Source organism: Spirosoma spitsbergense DSM 19989, from assembly GCF_000374085.1.
Taxonomy (GTDB): domain Bacteria; phylum Bacteroidota; class Bacteroidia; order Cytophagales; family Spirosomataceae; genus Spirosoma; species Spirosoma spitsbergense.
In genome coordinates this window covers 1-22,776 of the sequence record NZ_KB893387.1, presented here as the reverse complement: position 1 = coordinate 22,776, position 22,776 = coordinate 1, and the positions used below count along the sequence as shown (strand labels likewise).

The window sequence follows — 22,776 nt, the reverse complement described above, 5'->3', positions numbered from 1 at the left end:
AGTTTTTAGAGAATGAACAATGGATAATGTACAATGAATAAGTTACTCGTTAACATGGCATTATACATCATCCATTGTTCATTTTAAAGTTTCCAGTCCTTCAATGTGTCCATCATTCGATACGCCGTCAGATCGTACTGACAGGGTACAACGGAGGTGTAGTTATTGGCCAGCGCGTACTCGTCCGTGTCTTCGGCATGGGTGTCGAAGTTGACAAAATCGCCGGCCAGCCAAAAATACCGTCTTCCGTGCGGGTCGCGCCGTTCATCGAACACCTCCTGCCATTTGGCATTGGCCTGCCGACAAATACGAATTCCTTTCAGAGCCTCGGCCGCACGGGCCGGGAAGTTAACGTTCAGCGCCGTTCCGCGCTCCATACCTTTCTCCAGCACCGAACGGGCAATGCGCAGGATATGCTCGTGCGTATGCGAAAAATCGGGCTGGCGGGTGAAATCGCCCAGCGAAAAGCCAATAGCCGGAATCCCTTCGATGGCCGCTTCGATAGCCGCCGACATCGTGCCGGAGTACAAAATGCTGATCGACGAATTGCTGCCGTGGTTGATACCACTCACAACCAGGTCGGGCGCGCGGTCTTTCAGCACGTGGTGTTTCGCCAGCTTCACACAGTCGGCGGGGGTACCGGAACATTCATACGCGGGCACATCGCCGTACAAATCAGAGGGGTACAAACGGATTGGATTCGCAATCGTGATGGCGTGCCCCATACCAGACTGGGGACTGTTGGGGGCTACGACCACTACCGAACCCAGTTGCTTCATTAGTTCAACGAGCGTCCGAATGCCGTGGGCCGTAATGCCATCATCATTCGTGACTAATATCAAGGGCTTGTGTTCAGCCATGCATCGGGTAGGTTGTTGTTAGTATACCCCAAATTTACGCAAATAAGGGGGCTGTTGGCGGTTTTATTACCGATAAAAGCGGACGAGGGCTGGTTAGCCATACAGCCTGTACACGGATCGAAGGGCCTGCCTGATTCGTACGTAGCGGTAGCCCATTCTACCAGTTACTAAGCCAATGTCACCGTTTACTCAAATGCCCAATACTCCCTCCCAGAGTTCTCATTACCTTTCTCATTACCAGCCGCAATCTACGGCATGTCGTACATATTTACCCATATACTTACCGCATGAAATCATGAAAAACGTCTTTTTTACTTTCGCGTTACTGTTGGGTGTACTCCTGTCCTGTAAGAAAAGCGAACCGGAGCCAGCCCCTTTCTCCATCCTGAGTTTCACGCCCGTGCAGGGTGTTGCAGGTACGGTAGTGACCATCAGCGGGGAGGGATTCTCGGCCGACCCAACGAAGAACGTCGTGACGTTTGGCACCGGAGTCGCTACGGTTACAACGGCTTCGGCTACGCAGTTGGTAGTAGGGGTTCCGGCTACGGCGCAAAGCGGAAAGATAACCGTTACAACAGACGGACGAACGGCCACCTCTGCCACCGATTTCACGTTCATCGACGGCCCGGTCGTTACAAGTTTCACCCCCGAACAGGGTGAAGAAGGTGACCAGATCACCCTCACGGGGCTGAATTTCACCAACAGTACAGCCGTAAAATTCAACGGCGTTGCGGCTACCGGCATTACCCGAACCAGCACTACCACTCTGAAAGTTATTGTCCCCGACGGATCGACAACGGGCAAAATAACGCTGGAAGACGCGGGTAAGTCCGGCACCTCCCCCACCGACTTTACGGTTATCGTTCCGCTTTCGGCCAAAGCGACGGTAACCAAACTGGCGGGTATTCCGGCGTTTGCCACTGCCGGCGCCGATGGGGTTCGGATGGCGTACGCAACTAACCTGCTCTACATAACCGGTCCCGGTCAGAAGACCGTATACCGCATGGACCTGACCACCCTGGGCGTGGCCCCCTTCCAGACAACCGCCGACAGCCCCGTTGGTATTGCCGGCAGTGGCCCCAGTAGTGATCTTTACGTGGGCGATACGGGTGCGGGCTATTACTACACCTACCGCTTTGGTAACTTCACCAAGTCATCATCAGCGGACTCCAAAGCGCAGTCATTCTCGCTGAAACCGGGCGGAGCCACGGGCAAATACAGCTACGTATGCGCCAATTTTAACAACGAACTAATCGGCATTGTCAATAGCACAGCGGGGGGCAATACGGCGTCCAGTTTCTCGACAACGCTGGTGAACGGCCAGCTCAAAGGCACCCCCGACCAGGCCAATGCCCAGTTGGGCACCAACGCTAAAAGTGTTTTCGTTTTCTGCAACCAGGCCCTCTGGAAACTCCAACCTGATAACACGCTCAAACTCATTGCCGGGGCTGCGGGCCAGAAAGGCTACGTAGATGGCGCCGGTAGCGCGGCCCGGTTTCAGGATGGCGGCTACGCCCGGGGCAACACCATTGCCGTTGATGAGAGCGACAACGTGTACGTGAACGATTACGGATCGGGCTGTGTGCGAAAAGTGGATGCGTCGGGGAATGTAACGACGGTGGTAGGCAACAAAAAACTCTTTGGCCTGGCGGGAGCCACTAAATCCGGCAAAGGCAATCGGATGGCGTTCCGCTTCGACCAGTTCGATATAGCCATCGCGCCCGACGGCACGCTCTACGTAATTGCCAACAATGATGTATCGAGTCAAACCCTACGCTTCGCGGTCTATAAAGTGGTATTCGATAAGTGATTGTAAGAAAACCCTAAACAATGATTTATCATGAAAACGCTCTTTTCTTTATCAGCGCAACTGCTTGGCATACTGCTCATCATCAGCCTGGATAGCTGTAAAAAAACCGATGATGTTACACCCCTGCCCACATGTCGGACGACGGAATATACCTCCCTTGATGGCACCAGCAATGCTAACAAGTACAGCTATACATTTACATACGGTGGTGACGGTCGCCCCTTCGTTATAGAAACAAAATACTCCAACTTTAATCCTACACTGTCCCAGAAAACGGCCTGGACGTATGATTACGGGACAGCCGGCAAGGTTACGATAAATCAGACGTTTGTAGGCCAGCCTTACCTGACTACCACCCTTACCCTCGACGGGCAAAACCGGGCTACCCACCGGGAAGATGTCTCTCCATCGGGCAGTAAAGTGGTCTATGATTATGAATATGACAGCCAGGGATACCTAACCAAAATAAAGAGGCAGGGGACAGAAGAAACGGTTATAAACGCCGAAAACGGGTACCTGCGCTCCGCTACCATCGGGTCGTCACTCTACACCATTACAACCAATGAACAGGCAGACCTGAAACAACTCATACCCATTGGTTTTTTGAACGTCCAGTGGCCCTACGTCAGCTTCTTGGGCAGGCCCTTCCGGGGAACAGTTACGGCCTATAAAATAGGCAACACTTCATACCAGATTACGATAAACACCTTTAACGGTCAGGGTGGCCTGATGAGCCGAGATATTACCTATACCGACCCCACCACTAATAAGTCGGTTAGTTATCTGAAAGAAACATTCGTTACATCCTGCCAGTAAGGTTTAGCCATGCCACACAAAACAAACAGTTTTCGTACAGTCTTGCTATCGGGCAGCCTGTTAGCACTAACGGTTATTTCCTGTTAAAAACAAATGACGTTACGCCAGCCATAACCTGCAAACTGGCTCGTAGTGTGTATTCGTCAACGAATAGCTCAGGAAGTTATAATACCGCTATTCTGTTCAGTTATAATGCTGCCGGGCAGCTCATCAGCAAAACGTATCAAACGGTCAGTACGCCTAAAACCGGTACCAAATCGACCGGACTATTGAAACAAACGCTGACTTACGATACCAACGGTTTCCTGACTACCGAATCGAACACGAATGAAGGTCCCAATAACGGAAAAACAGTCGTTTCATCGAATAGTAAAACGTACATACATACCGATGGGCGTTTGGTGAGCGATCTCCAGCGCAACGTTAGTACTGCGGGTGATGTAACGACCTATTCCAACAAATACGAGTATGACAGCAATGGAAAGATTACAAAAATGACGTTCGACGCCCAGGCAGTAAGTGCCAATATCTTGACGTTTACGAATGGCTTATGAACGAAGTACCTGATACGGGCAGGCAATGGCACCGAAACGCAGCCGCTCACCATCAACAGCCAGGGCCTCATACAACGCCAAAAGCTACCCACTGGGCTACACTTTTACAAATACGTTAACCGGTTCGACCGGCACCGTAACCTACACGCTGATGGCTTGTGATTAACCCATCCTCACCGAAAGCGTCCCTTACGGCACAGTGTATTTAAAGGTTAAACCAGGTTAGACTGTAGTAGCTCATTCATCGTTGGGAGAAAAAATGTCCTGTAAAACGCTAAAGGTTGGCTATTTTTGACAGCACGTACGTTGGCAAGAGTCCGGTTGGATTAAAAAGCGCGTTCGCCTGACATAAGAAATCATGTTGACAGGCAGGGTAGTGTTTGGGATTCATCATCATAGTCCTTTCGCCCGACTGGCAGTCAACGGCTCATTAACCCATGTACCAAATCTGGATTGATACGGGCGGCACCTTTACGGATGGCCTGGCCCTGGCCCCCAATGGAAGTATCCACCGCACCAAAGTACTGAGCAGCAGTCGATTGAGGGGGCAGCTACTCGATAACAAACTGGTAGCTCCCTGGCTTATAGATCCCATTTTTGATGGCTATCAGTTACGGATTTTAGAAACCGATGCCGTATTTACCATAGCCTCCTGTAGCCCAAACGGGCAGATTAGCCTGGAAAACAACCAGCCTGCTCCACCCCCTGCCGGGCCGTCCGGGGAACCATACACCGTTGAACTGTTCACCGGCGAAGAAGCCCCCGTACTAGCCGCCCGGCTGCTCACGAAAACACCGTTGAACCAACCGTTTCCTCCCCTGGAAATGCGGCTGGGCACCACGAAAGGCACCAATGCACTGCTCGAACGAAAAGGAGGGCGCGTAGCATTGCTGGTTACAAAGGGATTTAAAGACCTGGTGCTCATCGGGACGCAGCAACGACCCGACCTCTTTCAACTGGCTATCCCACCCGCCGAAGTCCTGTACGAATCGGTGCTGGAGGTGGACGAACGTACCAGTGCCGACGGGCAGGTGCTTACGCCCCTGTCGGATGGGACGATGACCAGCCTGATTGAACAACTGAAAAAGACGCAGCCGGATGCGATAGCCATATCGTTCCTGAATGCCTACCGAAACCCGGTTCACGAACGCCAGGTATGCGATGCACTGGCGGCAGCCAGTTTTCCCAATCTTACAATTTCGACGGAGGTTTCGGTTACTCCTCAATACGTTTCCCGCACCCAAACGGCCGTGGTCAACGCCTATCTGACCCCCGTCATGCAGGCGTATCTTAATAATGTTCAGCAGCAGTTGGGGGTGGAGCATTCGGTTCGGGTAATGACCAGTTCAGGCGGGCTGGTGCGGGCGGACCTGTTCCAGCCGAAAGACAGCCTGCTCAGCGGCCCGGCGGGGGGCGTTATCGGGGCAGCCGCTATCGGAAACGGGCAGCCCGTGCTCACCCTCGACATGGGGGGCACCAGCACCGACGTGGCCCGGATTGACGGGGAGGTAGATTATCGCTTCACGACCCGAATAGGTCCGTTCGATTTGCAGTTGCCCTCCCTGGCCATCGAAACGGTGGCCGCCGGTGGTGGGTCTGTTTGCTGGTTTGAAACACACGGTGCCGCTAGCGGTCAGTTGCGCGTGGGGCCGCACAGTGCGGGGGCTAACCCCGGCCCGGCCTGCTACGGGGCCACGGCACCCGGTCAACCCCCGTTGCTCACCATTACCGACGTCAATTTATTACTGGGTAAACTACACCCGAAGCAGTTCGGCATTCCGGTTTTCCCCGACAAAGCAGCCGTTGCCCTCCAGCAGATTATCGGGCAAATTGGTACGCTGACTGGTATCCAGCCCGATGCGCTAACCATACTACGCGGCTTTGAACAGATTGCCAACGAAACCATGGCGGGGGCCATTCGCAAGATTTCCATTGCCCGGGGCTTCGATCCAACAGACTATCATCTGCTGGTGTTCGGGGGAGCGGGTGGCCTTCATGGCTGTGCCATTGCCCGACAACTGGGCATGGAACGACTGATTTTACCCTTCGATGGTGGGTTATTGAGTGCCTACGGCATTGGGCAGGCGCAGATTGAACGCCTGGCATCCGTGTCGGTATTGAGGTTATTGACTGATACAGAAAATGACCTGCCTGCCTTAGTCGATGAACTGATTGATACCGCTACACAGGCACTGCGGCAGGACGTTGGTCCTGGTGTGCCCGTTGCCACCAAAACCCGGTCCGTCTTTCTGAGACTGCTTGGGCAGGAGTCCACCGTCGAGGTTCCGTTCGGTCCAGCGTTAGCCGCCGACTTTCAGGAAAAGTACCGGCAGCTTTATGGTCATTTCCCCGGTCAGCATGCGGGGCAGCAACGCCCTATTGAGGTGGAAAGCATCCGGGTTATCGTCAGTACGACGGGAGCCGACCAGCCGGTAAGTAGTCCGCCCGTGATTCACCGCCATGCCGTACCTACCTTTCAGACCGATACCTACCCCGCATTCGACTGGACGCAATTGCAGGAAGGCGACACCTTTCGGGGACCCGCTCTGCTGTTGAATACAACTTCCTCGGCTTTTATCGAACCCGGCTGGCGGATTGTTATTCAGGCGGATAAAAATGCACTGGTTGATTATATCCGGGACACAGAGGAAATAACCATTCAGGCGTCAGATGAGGTGATTCAGCTCGAGCTATTCACCCAGCGATTCCGGGCCATTGCCGAAGAAATGGGTACGCAACTCCAGCGAACGGCCTTTTCTGTCAACGTAAAAGAGCGACTCGATTTCTCCTGCGCCCTCCTCGACGCCAACGCCGAACTGGTAGCGAACGCCCCGCATATTCCGGTTCATCTGGGTAGCCTGGGCATCTGTGCCCGCCTGATACTGGCTAAAATCCCCATCGGACCCGGCGATGTAGTTATCACGAATCACCCGAAATACGGCGGCTCTCACCTGCCCGATGTTACATTGCTAAGCGGTGTTTTTACCGACGATACCTACGACGGTAATCCGCAACTTATTGGCTACGTGATTAATCGGGCGCACCACGCCGAAATTGGCGGTAAAGTCCCCGGTTCCATGCCGCCCGATGCGACATCGCTGGCAGAAGAAGGCGTGGTGCTGGAACCAATCTACATCGCGAAAGCCGGTAAATTCCTGTGGGATGATGCCAGCGATGGGCCGCAACAAGGTGTTGCCCGTCGATTTACCGATTGCCCCTACCCTACCCGGTCTCTGGCCGAAAACCGCGCCGACATTGAGGCCGCACTGGCTTCCTTACAATCGGGCGAGAAAGCCCTGCAAAACCTGGTGCGCCAGTACGGATTAGCCACGGTACAGACGTACATGAAGCGACTGCAACAGTCGGCAACAGATGCGATACTCGCCGTATTACAACCCCTGGCGGGTCAGCAGTTTACCGCCGAAGAATCGCTGGACGATGGGCACCGGATAAAACTGCGAATTGACATTTCTACGGAAGAACCGGACGCAACCAAACAGGGCAGTCCCCGCATTCAGTTCGATTTCAGCGGCACCTCGGGCGTTCATCCGAACAACCTCAATGCCAATATCTCGATACTCTACAGTGCCGTATTGTACGTTCTCCGGCTGTGGTGCGGGCGGGACATCCCGCTGAACGAGGGGTTAATGGCACCCGTAACGTTGATTTTGCCGGATGCCTCGTTTCTGAATCCGGTCTTTCAGGATGAGGCTGCTCTGTGCCCCGCCGTGGTGGGCGGCAATACCGAAGTGAGTCAGCGACTGGTGGATACATTGCTGAAGGCTCTTGGTCTAGCCGCCTGTAGCCAGGGGACGATGAATAATTTTCTGTTCGGCCAATCGAACCTGTCCGGCAGTTCGACTACCACGAAACCCTTCGGGTACTACGAAACCATTGGCGGAGGGGCCGGGGCTACCGTGGGAACAGATGGGCGTTCGGCGGTGCATCAGCACATGACCAACACCAAACTCACCGACCCCGAAGAACTCGAACGGCGTTACCCGGTTCGGCTGCATCAGTTCGCCATTCGTACGGGTTCCGGGGGCACGGGAACGTGGCGCGGGGGCGACGGTATCATCCGCGAAATGGAGTTTCTGGAACCCGTTCAGGCAACCCTGCTGAGCCAGCACCGGGTCATTGCTCCTTATGGATTAAACGGCGGGGAGCCGGGTAAAACAGGCCAGCAGACGCTGATTTTTGCCGATGGCCGGACAGCATCACTACCCGGAATTTTCACGCGGGCCATGCAAACCGGTGAGCGGATACGCATTGAAACGCCGGGGGGGGGTGGAGTGGGCAACTGACCGATATAACGGGCACTTCTCTCCGGGAAAGAAACCCCGTTGGGTCAAAAATCAATATCGGTCAATTCGAAATTCTGCTTAACCCGTATCGTTCCGTCCTCTTCCGTGCCGGGGGCGTAGATAATCCGCTCCGGCTGGACGCCCTTTTGCACATTGCCAATGTCCCGCTTTTTGTTGCCGTTGCTGTCGATAATCAGCCGGACGCGGTACAGGCCCGGTTTTAATCGCCCGAAACTGTAGTTCGCTTCTCCGTACGCTGTTCGAACAACGGTATACTTTTCATCCAGCAATTCGACGATGAATTTACTGCCCGCCGTGCCAATGGTAGCCGGACTAACGTTACCGGCAATTAGACCATAGCTGTCGTCTTCGGCAATGATGTACCGGGACGAATACCGGGCCAGTGTATCGCCCTGAACGCTGATGAAGGCTCCCTTCGGAATTCGGAACAGAAGAGTGTCTCGAAGGTTCGTGGCTTTCCGGATAACCAGGCGTGAGTGATTATTACTCCAGGTCAGGTTTTCGGCTGTCAATTTGAGCGGCTTCGTGCTATCCGGACCGATAATGAGCTGTTCCGTTTTAAATTGAAATACCGGTTTATTGAAGACTAGGGTAAAATCCAGATTTCGGTCTATCGGCTCACCCGCTTGTGGGGTTATCTGCACGGTGAGTGGCGTTCTGTTTTTAGCCTTTGTTTTCAGCGGAGAAAAATAAACGCGTTCCCGCAGTTCGGTAACGTTACCCACCGAATCTTCGGCCATGATGACCACGTGGATGGTGTCATCAGCTGCCCGGTCGGCCGGACGGTACAACCGAATCATTTTAGGCGTTTCCAGAAACGACACCAGTGTATCGCCCGAAGCAGAAAACGAGGTCGATGTCACCTTCGTTGGGGTTGCCGACGCGGATACGGCCGACGTGGACACAGCCGTTGTAGAGGTGGCCGACGTAGACGTTGCCGTTGTAGAGACCATTTTGCCAAAGCGTATTTTGTAATCGGCAATGCCGCTGCTCAGTTCCAGTCCCAGGGTTTCGTCGGTGCGTTCGCGTCGGCTAACGCGCGGCTTTCCATACCCACGGAAGGCTACCATGTTGATGTCTACGTAGTTTTTATTCAGGTTTAGCACGCTATCCCGGAAGGCCACGCGCTCGCCTGGTGTGTTGTTCACCAGATTCAGATCTTTATCGTCGAACCCATATACTCTATACAGACCAGCCTTTACATTTTCGATGCGATAATTCCCACTACTATCCGTCCGGGCAAAATACTGTGGGCGTTTCCGGTTGATGGGCAACGTATCGGTGGAAGCGAAAAGACCCACGACAAAGCCCAGCAACGGCCGGCGGGTCTCATCGTCCACCACATTTCCCGCCAGAGACAGTGAGTCGATAAACGGCCCGGTACTAAAAACGACCTTCGTATTTTTAGCAATATTCCGTTCGGTAATATCCTTTATACCATCAGAAAAGTCAATGGTATAGGTGGTATTGGGCAGAAAAGGTTTGGCAAAATTTAACCGAATGCCCAGCGGGAGTGTTTTAACAATGAACGTATTGCTATCCTGTGGGGTAATGGTAATTTTTTGCTGGAGATTCTCGCTGTTCACGTACTCGTCAAACTCAAGTTCAACGGTTTTGCCCTGGTAATTCAACTGACGGAATTTTGGCATACTCTCCACCACTTTGGGGGCGATGGTATCTTTTTTACCGCCCGGTGGCTGAGCTACCTGGGCACAGTTTTGCAGGAACAGAGGCAATGATAAAGACAGCAGTAGTACGAAGTGGCGGAGCGTCATGGTTGATGTAATTACCGCCCCAACCCCTCCTAACATAGAAAGGCTCATTATAGAGTGTTTTTTAGCCGCTCCCGTTTTAGGGGGGGCTGGGTTGGTCAGAGTCGGCAAAGAAATAGATAGTATACTATATAATCGCAGTACAAAGGTAAACGACCGTTTATCGTTTAGTTGTACCGGTTGACATAAAATGGCTGGCGGCTTCGTTACGTTAACGAGTAATTTAAGAAAATTTAAGGTCACTTAGCGAATGGTAAGGCTGTACATGCCCGATTTACTACATTTACCGCCTGTCAATGGCATGCTTAACTTCCCGAAAACCCAATTCATGCATCAGTCCCGTCTGTATTTATGGCTCTTTCTGTTTCTGTCAGCAGTCGGGCTGTCCAGTTGTTCCAATTCAGCCGATGACCTGGACACCCAAATCAGCGAATCGCTGGAAAATGACAATGCCCTCGATGTGACCGAGAAAGATGCGTTGCGCGTATTTATTGTCAGTAAAAGCAAGGAACTGAGCAAAGAACAGAAAACCGCCACGCTTATTACGCCCGATGGCAAAGTGAGCGAAGCAGCTCTGACGGCTTATATCAAGCGGAACCGGTCCTATCGTAAGCTGTCAAAAATTGGCAAAGCGCCCGCGATAGACGAGTCGTCTACGGCTACATCGAGCCAGCCCATCCGGCTAAAACTCTACCTGGAAGCCAGTGCCAGCATGTTCCCCTACGATGTTCCGGGTGGGAATGGTACCTTTAAACGGACCCTCAACGACGTACTGACGGAGTTTGACGCAGTGAATCCAGGGCAACCTAAACTCTATGTGGTCAATACCGAAGTGAATGACCTGGGCCTGTCGTTACCCCAGTTTTTCAAGGAAAATAACATCTTTACGGTCGCCAAAACGAAGGGCAAAACAACCAGTACGGATTTCGAAAAGATTTTCAGCGACATTCTCAGCAACACGTCCGGCAACGAATTGAGCGTGCTGGTGTCCGACCTGATCTACTCCGACCCCAGCCTGACCGGCATGAGTGCCCAGAAAACACTGGATGCCGCTACATCACTCCTGACCACCGTGTTCAATCCCTACGCCGGCACACACTCCATGCTAGTTATAAAACTGGAAGGTGGATATGACGGTACGTATTATAGCTGGAATAATGCGAAGAAAAAGTACACCGGCGACCGCCCCTATTACCTCTGCCTGATTGCCCGCAACGAAACCATGCAGCAACTGTATCAGGACGCGACCTATGAGACTATCCGCCGGTTCGACCAGTTGCCGGGTTACGAAAATTCGTGGTTTTTCGGGCGGGATTCGAAAGCTATAATGCCGTTTTATAGCATACTGGTCACTGACCCGGCCCGAAAAGGCCGCTTCAAACGATCGGATGCCGAAATTCGGAATCACGACAAAGCGGTTCGTTCAATAACCGATGTACAGCCCGACGTAGCGGACAAAAGCCTGACGATTCCCATTGCGGTCGATTTGTCGGCTCTACGCCTTCCCGCGTCGCTACTCACTGACCCCAGCCAGTATGAAGTTGTGGGAAAAGATAATTTCCGGGTAACAGCGGTTCAGCCGTATTCCGGAGCCAACGGTACGACCCATAAACTATTGCTGACAACCAGCAAACCCGCTCGTGGGGAACGCACGGCCACCATCCGGCTAAAGCGGCAGTTTCCGCCCCGCTGGATTGCCAACACCAACACAACCAATGATACTTCGCCCGATGCCAGTTCAACGTTCGGCATTCAAAACCTGCTGCAAGGCGTAGAACGAGCCTATAACCCCAATAACCAAACCGAGTATTTCACGCTAACCATTCAAATGAAAGAGTGAAAGAGCGAATGAGCGAATGAGTGATGGTCCGATATACCGGCTGACGCTTTTCTTTCGCTCCTTCACTCTTTCATTCTTTCGCTCTTTAAATATGGAAGAATCCCTTTATAACTTTTACAACCTGTTTGTCAACAGCAACCTGCTCGAAGATTTGTATCAGGAAGAACTGCTGTCGCCCCTGACCTGGACCGCCGTTGGTATTGCCTTGCTCGTGACGTTTGCCTTTTACATCTGGCCGCTCAATAAAGTGAGTTTCAGCGGTATGGGCAAATGGCTGCTTATGATGGGCATCAGTGCGCTGGTCCTGTTCCTGATTGCACTGGTTACCTGCTATCAGAAAGCAAATCAGGAAATTCTCCGCGACGAAGCAGACCCCAATCAGGGTACCCTCTTCGACCAGGGCATCAGCGTCTTTTTCAGTTACGCCTTCGAGATGGCCTTGTTAACAGCCGTCATTTTCTTCATCATCTCGATGGTCATGAAGAATTTCAGTAAAAATGCCAAACACCGGCCCATGCTCTGGCCATCTAAATAAAGTTCATTGTTTATAGTTTTCGGTTCATGGTCGGCTAACGCATATTTCTGCTTTTGCCAACCATAAACCATAGACCAAAGACCATAAACCTCCTATTATGCCAAAACTATTTGTATTCGCTATTGGCGGAACCGGCTCACGGGTGCTCAAAGCCCTGACGTTTTTACTGGCTTCCGGCGTAAAACTGACTAATACGGACGAGGTTATTCCGATTGTGCTGGACCCTCACGCCAACAATGACGACCTGCTACGGACCAAAGACCTGTTGCGTGAATACGGCAATATCCGGGCGGGTCTTCAAACCAAACCCACAGCGGGATTTTTCAGTACCGAAATCAAAACCCTGAACCGGTCCATCGGTGGTAATGCGACCATTGCCGACACGTACGTTTTTGAATTACAGGGCGTTCAGCAGGAGAAATTCCGGGATTATATCAACTTCGATGGCATGGATGCCCCCGCCAAAGCCTTCGCCAGTCTGTTGTTCTCGGAGGAGAATCTGGAAACCAAGATGGACATTGGCTTTGTAGGAAATCCGAATATCGGCAGCACCGTGCTAAACCAGTTTCGCAACTCGGATGTATTCCAGGCGTTTGCCGAAAACTTCGGAGCCAACGACCGGATTTTCATCGTCAGTTCCATTTTTGGCGGTACAGGCGCAGCTGGTTTCCCCATTCTGCTCAAGAACATTCGGGGAGCGCAGGCCATCGGGCAAATTCCGAATCCGGCGTTTCTGCGCGATGCCAAAATCGGGGCGGTGTCGGTCATGCCGTACTTCAGCTTGACGACCAACGACAACAAACTGATTGACCCCGCTTCGTTTATTGCCAAAACGAAAGCGGCACTCAACTACTACCAAAAAGGCGTAAATCCGGCGGTCAACGCGCTATACTACATCGGCGACGACCAGACCAAAGCGTACACCTACGACCCCGGTGCGGGTGGCCAGAAAAACGAAGCGCACTTCGTAGAAATGGCATCGGCCCTGGCCATCGTCGACTTTATGAATACCGACGATAACAGTTTGTCCGTCACCAACGGTAAACCCAACAATCCGGTCTATAAGGAATTTGGCATTGAGCAGGACGGCATCAGCATTCAGTTGGGTAATATGGCCAATGCCACAAAGCAAATCATCAGTTTACCGCTGTCGAAAATGGCCCTGTTCAGTACGTATCTGAATCAGCGGATTAAGCAGGCGGCCGGTACAGTGCAGTGGTCGAAAGCCAACCCCGTTATTTCTACCGCCTTCCTGAACTCCGGCTTTTTCAACAGCGTCAGAAACTTCGATAATGCCTTCCGGCAGTGGCTTTCCGAGATGCGGGAGAACAAGCGTTCGTTTGAACCGTTTCTGCTCGACGCGCCCAATCTGGGCCATATCGTCCGGGGATTCGAACCCAAAAAGAAAGGACTATTCGGGGGTGAATCGGATGTGAAGTTCGACATTGTGGACGACTTCGACCAGACGCTCAATAAAACCGCCGAAGGAAAAGCCTACAGTAGCGAAGCCGATAAACTCATTCAGTTATTCTCGGAAGGCACCGACCGATTCGTCCACGAGAAACTCCCGAAAGTATTAGATTATTAGATGTCATTGATTGTCTTTCGCTACGCGTCATTGATTGTCATTCATAGTATCAACAAAAATGACAGAGTGACCAGTAATGACAACAAATGACGGTGAATGACTACTAAATTATGCCAACAACATTCAGCTTACATAATCCTACCCCTGGCCTGCATTGGTACGTTAGCAGACCCCTCGGTACAGACCAGATTGCGGCCATCCGCGACCCACAGGGCGGTCAGACCGTAAAGCAGCCAACGTCCATTCCAAGCCCGTTTGCCCGGATGGACCTGGTGCGTTCGGCCTTCCTGAACCTGTCCCTCAAACCCGACCTCAACGGCACCGTGAACGACCAGCGTGTCGTTTCTGATGCACTGGACGTAGGCGAGTTATTCTTCAACTACGACAAGCTCAAAAACTACATTACCATCACCCCCTTCGATGTTCGCACCGACTTGGACCAGTTGCGGCAATCATCGAACATCGGTCATAAACGACTGGGCGATGCATTGAAACTCTTTCTGGACCAGGATGCGCCCGAGTACAACTTTGGCGACATCAACCGGCTGTTCGTGCTGAGTTACCGGGGGCGGGTGGTGGGTGGCACATCGCCCAAAACGATGTTCTTCAGTTCGGGAAATGACCTGACCTGGATGGATGTTTCGATGGGTAACGACCGGCTGTTCGACGCGTCGGTGTGTCAGCTCCACCAGCGCGACATCGAGTACCAGAAATTCTGGTACGCCATCAAGCAGTTCATGCCCAACTTCCGGGACCGTTTCCGCGAAGTAGACGACTACCTGAACCGGAGCCGGAAACTGTTGCAGCAGCAGAACCCGACGATGTTTTACGAACATATCGAATCGCAAAACGGGCAGCCGTTGCTGACGCGGGAGAAGTTCGACCAGGATTTTGACGAACTCACCACCGGACCGGGCGATATTGTAGAAGTGCTGGGCTTCCCGCTTCGCAAGAAAAAATCCGATGCCCGCGCCATCGACCAGGTGAGTGATTTCATCATCCGGTCGGACAAGTACGCCCGACTCAATCCGGGCAAACCACGCCCCATGGCGTTGCAGAACCGCTTTTTCCGGCCCTTCACCTACGTACCGCAGGCACAGTGGAACTCGAACACACCCGTACCGTACTACGCCCGCGAATCGTGGCGTGACAACCAGCGACCCTTGCCGGGGCAACCGGGCAACTACCCCTGGCTTACCGTCAGCGACTTTCTGGAGCCGTACCTTATTCGGCTACCTTTCCCCACCGACCGGAGCCGTTTTTTCGACGGTAACCTGCAAAGTGGTGCTACGGAGAAAGGCTTTCTATTACCGCTCAAAAAAGATTTCTTTGACTTTTTTGACGTCGATGACCTGTTCATGGGCCGCGTCCGGCTGAAGATGACCCCGCAGGCGGGTGGTATCAACGTAACCCTCGACATTCCTGTTACGGCCCCCAACCAGCCCGGCAATCAGTTCGTCACGTTCGAGCGGCTGTACAGTTCAACGGCGGGTGCCGGTGCGGCCCCCAACGAAACAACCAACGAAGGTATCATTGTTGAAAACTCATTCACGATCAATATTTATCCGTTTGTCCGGTCTGGCTCGGTCACCATTCCAGCCGACTACCGGATTGAGTTGATTGAAGCCGGTTTCGATAGTCAGAATCAATACGAACTAACGTATCTCAGCGAACAGAACAACACGCCGATTACGGTTGAATCGAAGCATCAGCGCACCGTCCGGCAACAGAATACCGACGGGTCAAGCGTCTATTACGTGCTGCGTGAGGAGTTCGACTACCTGCAAACCAACATCCGCGCCGATAGCCGCGAGATGAACGGCCTGCTGGTTCCGCGCTGGCAGGAATATAACGGCGGCAGCAAGCAATTTGCCTTCTCGGTCGATTTCGGCACCACCAATACGCACATCGAGTACAGTGTAGATGGTAGTACGCCCCGCCCCTTCGACGTGGCCGAACTAACCCCGCAGGTAGCTACGCTGGTAGCTCCGGCCCAGTATAATCCGGCATTGTTCGAGTTGTTCCTGCTGTACGACCTGGAGTTTGTGCCGCCCACCATTGGCCCCGGCAAACCCGATAGTTTCCCGACACGCACGGCCATTGCCGAACCGATGAACCTGAGTTTCAATCAGCCAACCCAGGCCCTGGCCGACTTTAACATTCCATTTTATGTGGAACGGCAACCGGCGGGTTCCAACCGCATCACCACCAACCTGAAATGGGCCAAAACCAGCGACCAGACCGAACGGCGCGTGGAAGCGTTCCTGGAAGAGTTGCTAATGCTCATCAAGAACAAAGTGCTGACCGAAGGCGGTAATCTGTTGCAGACAACGGTGTTCTGGTTCTTCCCGGCCAGTATGACACCCGGTCGCGTGAGTCAACTCCGCGCCGACTGGCAGTTGCTTTACGACCGTTATATTGGCGGGCCGGCAGGACGTTTGCGTGAGGTGTCGGAGTCGGTAGCGCCATTTTATTATTACAAGCAGAATCCAACGCTGAGCGCATCGGCCCGCCCGGTTATCAACATCGACATTGGTGGTGGCACGTCTGACGTGGTGGTGTACGAACGCAATGAACCTCGTCTGCTGACCTCCTTCCGCTTTGCGGGTAACGCCATTTACGGCGACGCCTTCAGCGAGTACGGCGCGGCCAGTCATAACGGCTTCGTTCGGAAATACGCCGATAAAATTCAAACGCTTTTGGAAAGCCAGAGCCTGGGCAATCTGAGCGACAACAACCGCCGGATGCTCGACACGAACCGCTCGGAAGACATCATGGCGTTCTGGTTCTCCATCGAAAGAAGTAATGATGTAAAGGCCAAAAGCATGCTGTCATTCAACGGAATGCTGGCGAAGGATGAGGACCTGAAAGTCGTCTTTGTGCTGTTCTACACCGCGTTGCTGTATCACATTGCCCAACTGATGAAGCACCGGGGCATTAGCCTGCCGGGGGCCATCACCTTTAGTGGTACAGGTTCCAAACTCCTGACCATCATCAGTTCTGACGATCAGATGCTGGGAAAACTGGCACGGGTTATCTTTGAGAAGGTGTATGAGCAACCCTACGACACCAGCGGACTAACCCTGTTTTATGAGCGTAAAGGGCCAAAAGAGGTAACCTGCAAAGGGGCGTTGATGCAGCCTGCCAACAGCCGCCCGGTGGATACCGAAGCCATCAGCTATGTTTATCCGGCTACCTTCAATGACGAGTTCACTAAACTGACCTACGCCGACCTGCGAAAGCCGGATGTCGTTCAGTCCCTGTTGAAAGAAACCAACGCGTTTATCGACTTTTTCTTCGCGGTCAATCAGGAATTCAGTTTCGTTCGTAATCTGAATGTTTCGGCGCGGGCACTGGTCATTGCACAGCAGGAACTACGGACGCATCTGGACACCTCCCTCATGGATGGGATTCAGCGAAAAGAAGGTGATGTAGCCGCCGAGTACAGCGGGATGACGGATGCGCTGGGCGCACCCATTGAAGAAACCCTGTTTTTCTACCCACTCATCGGAGCTATTAACAAACTGGCCAATGCACTGGCGTAACTAAATGGTCATGGTATAGGCATTCAGTGGTCATTGTTAGTCATTCATTGTCATTCGTAGTGAAGCAGGGAATGATTGACAATGACGATTAATGACCATGACATGACAATCAACTGACCACAAAATGATGACAGGAAGTATGCGAATACTACCCTTTTTAGTACTCATCCTATCGGCATCGTTATCGTCTGCCCAGAGCATCAATCAGGCCGCCGTCGATACCCTGACGAAAGAGGTGGCGCTGGCCGTTTTCGCCACTATCGACCAACCCAAAGCGCAGGAAATATACACTCAGCTAGTGGATTGTGGCGATGGCTGTGAGGCACAGGGAATTATCCGGGCGGTAGGAAGCTGGGACCAGGTAGGGCAGCGAATTCAGCAACTAAGCCAACTGCGGGATACCAAAGCCTTTATTGGTATGGGGCCAGCCGAGGCTAACGCGGCTATCCGGCGACAGCTTGCCCAGTTCTATCAGCGAAACAAAGCGTACGAAAGTTACCGGAAAGCCCTGCCGCCCAGCGTACAACAGCAAATTCTGACTAAGATTGACCGGATGTTACCCCCCGCCGAAACGACAGAACCAGCACCCACCGTTTCGAGTAATCCAACCGTAACTGCTGGTTCAGCTATTACCGGCGATGAAGCGATCATCGACCCGGCTACATTTCAGATGGGTCAGTTGGAGCGCGAAGTAAAAGAAACCAAGGAAAAACAACTCTGGATGATGATTGTAAGTGGCATTATTGGCCTGGTGGTCGGCGCGGGGGCCATCTATTTACTCCTTTACCGGGGCATTGAGGCAGAAGCAAAAGCACTACTAGCCGACAATAACCGATTACGCAATTCGCTGGAAACGGCCCAGCGGAACAAACCCGGTACTGATGCGATGACTAATGCCGTTCGGCCTGAGTACCGGCAGAAAGTGAGTGCCTACGATGCGATTGTGGCCGAGTTGGGTTCCGCTAATCCACTGGCGGCTATTCGTCAACTAAAGCAACAGGTAACGGAGAATACGTCAAAACCGGCTTCCGCCATGCGCTCCGGCGAAGTACGTACTGAACCTGTTGAGAAGCCGGAACCTGTTCAGGCATTGCCCCCTATTGCAGTCACTCCGGTAGCAGAGCCGTTGCAGGCGGTAGCTGCGCCAGCAAAACCAGCGGTGTTTTATTTCCCGCCACCCGATCCAAATGGTCAGTTCGACCTGTCGCAAAAATCTGAGGTAATCTCCCCGGAGTCAGCGTACCGGTTTAGCATCAGTGCCGAAAAACCGACGGTGGCCAGCTTTCGGTTCGAAGCCGACCCGAATCGATTAGCCCGCTTCCTGACCTACCGTAATTACATGATTGAACCCGCCTGCGACAGCGAGAATACTTATTCCAGCACGCACACCCGCATTGCTATGCGCCGGGATGGGGAAGCCGTGCAGGAGAATGGCACCTGGCGGGTAAAAACGAAAGCGTTGATTCGATACGAGTGACGAATGAGTAGCTCGTCGTATTAGTAGATTGCAAACGATACGCTGGATTCACACCGCACTTGCCGCCATAGTCCGCTGCCGGACAGCCTCATACAGCATTACGCCCGTGGCTACCGATACGTTGAGCGAGCCAACCGCACCCAGCAGGGGAATCTTGATATGAGTATCGGCCATACGGAGTAATTCGGGCGAAATACCGTCTTCTTCCGACCCCATAATAACGGCAATCGGGCCGCTTAGGTCGGTGGTGCGTTCATAGAGGTCGCGACTCGATTTTTCGGTACAGGCGACGACCAGTATGCCCGATTCCTGCAAATATTTAATGGTTTCGGTCAGGTCCGGTTCCCGGCAAACGGAAATATGGTTTAACGCGCCCGATGAGGTTTTCATGGCATCGGAGTTGATGGCAGCCGCCCCCCGCCCCGGAATAACGATGCACTGCACGCCCGTACACTCGGCCGTGCGGGCAATGGCCCCGAAGTTCCGAACGTCGGTAATGCGGTCGAGAAGTAGAATAAACGGTTGCTCACCCCGCTCATACACATCGGCAATGACGTTGGAGAGCTTAACGTACTGCACCTGCGCTACCAGGCAAACGACACCCTGGTGATTTTTACGGGTGAGTCTATCAAGACGCTCGACCGGCACGCGCTGGATGGTAACGCGGTTCTGAAAAGCCAGATTCTGAATATCGGGATTACTCAATCCCTTTTCCATGTACAATTTATCAATCTGCTGGTCGGACTTGAGCGTCTCGATAACAGACTGAATTCCAAATACCATTTCATCTGGTTCAGGACGAAACTGAGGGCGGGGGCGCTGGGGCCGATTTTGGGGCTGGGGCATTAAGTTGTCATTAATTATCAATAGTCATTTTATCGTCATCGGTCGTCATTCGGTGGTCATTGGCTCCTGGAAACCATGAATGACAATAAACGACGACCAATGACTACTGAATGACAATCAGGTTATTCGCGGATGGCACCGGTTCGCCAGGCTTCAACGATGGGATACCAGATGGGTTGGTACTCAATGTAGCGCACCAGCTCATAATGGTCATCGACAAATTGGTTGGCTTTTCGGGTGAAGGTAAAGTTTACCTCCGACACGTTGGCCCGGCGATTATAAACCCACACTTCGCGCTCCCGGTTCCGCTGCACCCGGTCGGGCGCACCCAGCACGATATAAATCATGCCCTTGTCGGTTTTCCAGCCTTCTTTATAACTCGTAAACAGCTTATTAGCTTCTTCTACCCGGTCAAAATACGCTTTTATCGCTTTCTTCGCCACCCCTTCATTCCCCGACATCATACTCAGCCAATACCGGTCGAAGGCTTTTTTGGTATCCTGCGCCTGGTTCAACTCCCCAATTTCAGAACTGGTACTCATGTACAAAACCGGCTTGATGAGCTTTTCGGGGCGGGTCATTTTCGGGAAACGTTTGTCGGCTACAACCAGGCCAATACCCGATGCATCGGTCGTGTCTTCCACAAAATAGTATAGCCCCTCCTGCGGGAGCATGAACGGCTGGTTGGTGGTGATGGTCAGCGTAGAGTCGACATCCAGCGATTTGGACGCTGGCCGGGGCGAGGTATTCATGGGCGACGAAGCTGCGTCGAAATCGTGTTGGTATCGAATGCCGAACAAGGTCTTGCTGGTCCCCTTCACATCCCGGATAACAACGGGTTCATTCACGTTCACGTAGTTACGCAGTTCGGGCCGTTGGCCGCTTTGATCGAACAACGAGAATCGGTCACTGAGTTTGGACGCGTTGAACCGCAGCGACAGGTCATTGCGGGCTTTTGTTCCGTTCGCTGTTTCGGTGATTTCAGTTAGCAGCAGCGCATTCGTCGCACCTTTTGGCCGGTTTATATCAAATGTCAACGTCAGGTGGTCGCCGTCATGGCCTACATTTTGCGCTGTCAGGGGTACGGTTCCGTATCCCAGCCGGTCGCGGTTGTTGTAGTCGGGATACATGACGTAGGCAATCGAAAAATGGTCGATAAAATCGGCAGGATTCATAATTGACTCACCCGACGGTGTTCTGGCCGTCAGGTCCATGTATATCCGAACGCTGGAGGTGTCGATGGCCAGGAATTTTCCTTTAATCGAGGTAACGACCCATTCGCTCCCGGTTTTGGTGGCCATAGCCGGACCAGTACCAACAGAGGGTCCTTCGGCTGCTTTAACAGGTGGAGAAACCGTAGCTGTCCGGGAACTGGCCGGGGCGGGTGTCTGGGCAACGCGCACGGATGGCCGATTCCGCTGCGCTTCCGTGCGGGCATCATAGGCCTCGTTAATACGGGCCTGCCGTGTCTTTTTTGCGCTTGAGCAAGCCGACAGCAGGGAAATAGCAAAAAATAAAGCAGTTAGAATTCGCATAAACAACGGTAACGGTCAAACGCCGGTACGGCTTGGTTTTAGTCTTATTTATTTACAACGAAAAAAGAGCAAATTTTATCATTCCGGCGGAGATGAATCCGCACTTTTGCCTTTTCTATTATTCAACAATGGCCTGTCCTGGATAAAAACGAACGCAGGAAACGCTTTGCTTTTCGTTGCTTCTACAAAAGAAGTAATTTTGTTGGTTTAATTGCAACCCCAACGCTGGCCGTAACCGATGACTGCCGTTCCGAAGAACCATGTATAAAACAACCGAAATAACCTCCGCCGAAATCGCGTCCGACAATCCCGTCCATCAGCGATTACTTTTCCCTTACGTTAAAGCGGCTGCTATGGTGAGCGGAAACGTGCTCGAAATTGGCTGCGGCTGGGGACGGGGACTGGAATTGCTGACCAAAGCCGCCGACCAGTACACGGGTATTGATAAGAACGATGCGTTGATTGCGGCCCTGAGTGCTGAATACCCAAAAGCCACGTTTATTTCGGCCAGTATACCTCCGCTCAGCACGTTTGCCGATAATACCTTCGATTACATCGTGACATTTCAGGTGATCGAACACATCCAGAACGACGATTTATTCATTAAAGAGGCTCACCGCGTACTGAAACCGGGCGGGAAACTGTTGCTTACGACAGTTAATAAACTGTTCTCGCTGACCCGCAACCCCTGGCACGTTCGGGAGTACCACGCTGCGGACCTGCGCGCCCTCATGAGCAGGTATTTCCCAACCGTAGAGACGCGGGGTATTCATGGGAATAATAAGGTGATGACGTATTATGAGCAGAATAAAGAGTCGGTCAAAAAGCTGACCCGCTTCGATATTTTCAATCTGCAATACCGACTTCCCCGCCGACTGCTACAGGTTCCCTACGACCTGATGAACCGGCTAAACCGCAACCGGCTCCTGCAGGCCGACGGACTAGCCGCAGAAATCGACTACACCGATTACCTCGTCAGCAATGACCCCGCCGGAAGTCTGGATTTCTTTTACGTAGCCACAAAGTAAGATGAGCACATGTCGGTAATAAGGTGCATTTCAAAACTACTTATCACCTATTAAGGTTATTGGTGACTAATTGCCAGCGGCCACTTTTAGCCGCTACTCGCAGGTTGAGCATCGCCTGAGCCCCCGGGTTGGTCCAACGTTGACCACTGCGCTTCATCCGGCACTGGATCACCGTGCGATGAGCCGCTTCCATTGGGCCACTGCCAATCAGCAAACCCCGATTTCTGAAACTACCGTACTGCATC

14 protein-coding genes and 1 pseudogene are annotated in these 22,776 nt (G+C 52.7%); 10 read left to right on the top strand and 5 right to left on the bottom strand.

All coding sequences use genetic code 11. The features are described from left to right. Positions 1–83: 83 nt before the first annotated feature. Positions 84–860: a 5'/3'-nucleotidase SurE gene (gene surE / locus B157_RS0100075; protein ID WP_020601327.1), complete on the bottom strand. Its 777-nt coding sequence runs from the start codon at positions 858–860 to the stop codon at positions 84–86. 295 nt (positions 861–1,155) lie between these two features. Here surE and B157_RS0100070 point away from each other — a divergent pair, with 295 nt between their 5' ends. From B157_RS0100070 to B157_RS0100055, 4 genes are all read left to right on the top strand, one after another. After that, positions 1,156–2,670, top strand: coding sequence for an IPT/TIG domain-containing protein (locus B157_RS0100070; protein ID WP_020601326.1), 1,515 nt, complete (start codon positions 1,156–1,158; stop codon positions 2,668–2,670). 30 nt (positions 2,671–2,700) lie between these two features. Continuing rightward, positions 2,701–3,486, top strand: a complete 786-nt coding sequence (locus tag B157_RS0100065) for a hypothetical protein (protein ID WP_020601325.1) — start codon at positions 2,701–2,703, stop codon at positions 3,484–3,486. Between the two features lie 134 nt (positions 3,487–3,620). Further along, on the top strand, positions 3,621–4,040 hold the full coding sequence (locus B157_RS0100060) for a hypothetical protein (RefSeq protein WP_020601324.1): 420 nt from the start codon (positions 3,621–3,623) through the stop codon (positions 4,038–4,040). Positions 4,041–4,477: 437 nt separating this feature from the next. Further along, complete coding sequence (locus tag B157_RS0100055) at positions 4,478–8,344, top strand: hydantoinase B/oxoprolinase family protein (protein ID WP_020601323.1); 3,867 nt, start codon at positions 4,478–4,480, stop codon at positions 8,342–8,344. Positions 8,345–8,388: 44 nt separating this feature from the next. Here B157_RS0100055 and B157_RS0100050 read toward each other — a convergent pair whose 3' ends face one another. Continuing rightward, on the bottom strand, positions 8,389–10,140 hold the full coding sequence (locus tag B157_RS0100050) for an Ig-like domain-containing domain (protein ID WP_026308373.1): 1,752 nt from the start codon (positions 10,138–10,140) through the stop codon (positions 8,389–8,391). 325 nt (positions 10,141–10,465) lie between these two features. On the opposite strand from B157_RS0100050, the gene B157_RS0100045 reads away from it, so the two are divergent. The 5 genes from B157_RS0100045 to B157_RS0100025 all read left to right on the top strand — a co-directional run bounded on the left by B157_RS0100045 (position 10,466) and on the right by B157_RS0100025 (position 19,122). Beyond that, the gene (locus tag B157_RS0100045) at positions 10,466–11,977 is read left to right on the top strand and encodes a hypothetical protein (protein ID WP_026308372.1); all 1,512 of its coding nucleotides are present in this window, start codon (positions 10,466–10,468) and stop codon (positions 11,975–11,977) included. A 91-nt stretch (positions 11,978–12,068) separates the two neighbouring features. After that, complete coding sequence (locus B157_RS0100040) at positions 12,069–12,512, top strand: hypothetical protein (RefSeq protein ID WP_026308371.1); 444 nt, start codon at positions 12,069–12,071, stop codon at positions 12,510–12,512. Positions 12,513–12,609: 97 nt separating this feature from the next. Next, positions 12,610–14,100: a hypothetical protein gene (locus B157_RS0100035; RefSeq protein ID WP_020601319.1), complete on the top strand. Its 1,491-nt coding sequence runs from the start codon at positions 12,610–12,612 to the stop codon at positions 14,098–14,100. A 110-nt stretch (positions 14,101–14,210) separates the two neighbouring features. Then, a complete protein-coding gene (locus tag B157_RS0100030; protein ID WP_020601318.1) occupies positions 14,211–17,645 on the top strand; it encodes an acetate and sugar kinases/Hsc70/actin family protein in 3,435 nt (1,144 codons plus the stop codon). A 124-nt stretch (positions 17,646–17,769) separates the two neighbouring features. Beyond that, positions 17,770–19,122 (top strand): COX15/CtaA family protein, encoded by a 1,353-nt coding sequence (locus tag B157_RS0100025; protein WP_245564995.1) that lies wholly within the window; start codon positions 17,770–17,772, stop codon positions 19,120–19,122. A gap of 48 nt (positions 19,123–19,170) precedes the next feature. Here B157_RS0100025 and rlmB read toward each other — a convergent pair whose 3' ends face one another. Together rlmB and B157_RS0100015 are read right to left on the bottom strand one after the other, a co-directional pair. Continuing rightward, the gene (gene rlmB / locus B157_RS0100020; RefSeq protein WP_020601316.1) at positions 19,171–19,968 is read right to left on the bottom strand and encodes a 23S rRNA (guanosine(2251)-2'-O)-methyltransferase RlmB; all 798 of its coding nucleotides are present in this window, start codon (positions 19,966–19,968) and stop codon (positions 19,171–19,173) included. Positions 19,969–20,090: 122 nt separating this feature from the next. Then, the gene (locus tag B157_RS0100015) at positions 20,091–21,503 is read right to left on the bottom strand and encodes a GWxTD domain-containing protein (RefSeq protein ID WP_020601315.1); all 1,413 of its coding nucleotides are present in this window, start codon (positions 21,501–21,503) and stop codon (positions 20,091–20,093) included. Between the two features lie 260 nt (positions 21,504–21,763). Here B157_RS0100015 and B157_RS0100010 point away from each other — a divergent pair, with 260 nt between their 5' ends. Next, a complete protein-coding gene (locus B157_RS0100010; RefSeq protein WP_020601314.1) occupies positions 21,764–22,531 on the top strand; it encodes a class I SAM-dependent methyltransferase in 768 nt (255 codons plus the stop codon). 43 nt (positions 22,532–22,574) lie between these two features. On the opposite strand, the pseudogene B157_RS38770 reads toward B157_RS0100010, so the two are convergent. Further along, a pseudogene (locus tag B157_RS38770) lies at positions 22,575–22,776 on the bottom strand (ISLre2-like element ISRsl1 family transposase); the annotation flags it as partial.

Bases quoted from the DNA above. Each gene is read 5' to 3' on its own strand.
- surE (WP_020601327.1), bottom strand. From the start codon at position 860: ATGGCTGAACACAAGCCCTTGATATTAGTCACGAATGATGATGGCATT.
- B157_RS0100070 (WP_020601326.1), top strand. From the start codon at position 1,156: ATGAAAAACGTCTTTTTTACTTTCGCGTTACTGTTGGGTGTACTCCTG.
- B157_RS0100065 (WP_020601325.1), top strand. From the start codon at position 2,701: ATGAAAACGCTCTTTTCTTTATCAGCGCAACTGCTTGGCATACTGCTC.
- B157_RS0100055 (WP_020601323.1), top strand. From the start codon at position 4,478: ATGTACCAAATCTGGATTGATACGGGCGGCACCTTTACGGATGGCCTG.
- B157_RS0100050 (WP_026308373.1), bottom strand. From the start codon at position 10,140: ATGACGCTCCGCCACTTCGTACTACTGCTGTCTTTATCATTGCCTCTG.
- B157_RS0100045 (WP_026308372.1), top strand. From the start codon at position 10,466: ATGCATCAGTCCCGTCTGTATTTATGGCTCTTTCTGTTTCTGTCAGCA.
- B157_RS0100040 (WP_026308371.1), top strand. From the start codon at position 12,069: ATGGAAGAATCCCTTTATAACTTTTACAACCTGTTTGTCAACAGCAAC.
- B157_RS0100035 (WP_020601319.1), top strand. From the start codon at position 12,610: ATGCCAAAACTATTTGTATTCGCTATTGGCGGAACCGGCTCACGGGTG.
- B157_RS0100030 (WP_020601318.1), top strand. From the start codon at position 14,211: ATGCCAACAACATTCAGCTTACATAATCCTACCCCTGGCCTGCATTGG.
- B157_RS0100025 (WP_245564995.1), top strand. From the start codon at position 17,770: ATGATGACAGGAAGTATGCGAATACTACCCTTTTTAGTACTCATCCTA.
- rlmB (WP_020601316.1), bottom strand. From the start codon at position 19,968: ATGCCCCAGCCCCAAAATCGGCCCCAGCGCCCCCGCCCTCAGTTTCGT.
- B157_RS0100015 (WP_020601315.1), bottom strand. From the start codon at position 21,503: ATGCGAATTCTAACTGCTTTATTTTTTGCTATTTCCCTGCTGTCGGCT.
- B157_RS0100010 (WP_020601314.1), top strand. From the start codon at position 21,764: ATGTATAAAACAACCGAAATAACCTCCGCCGAAATCGCGTCCGACAAT.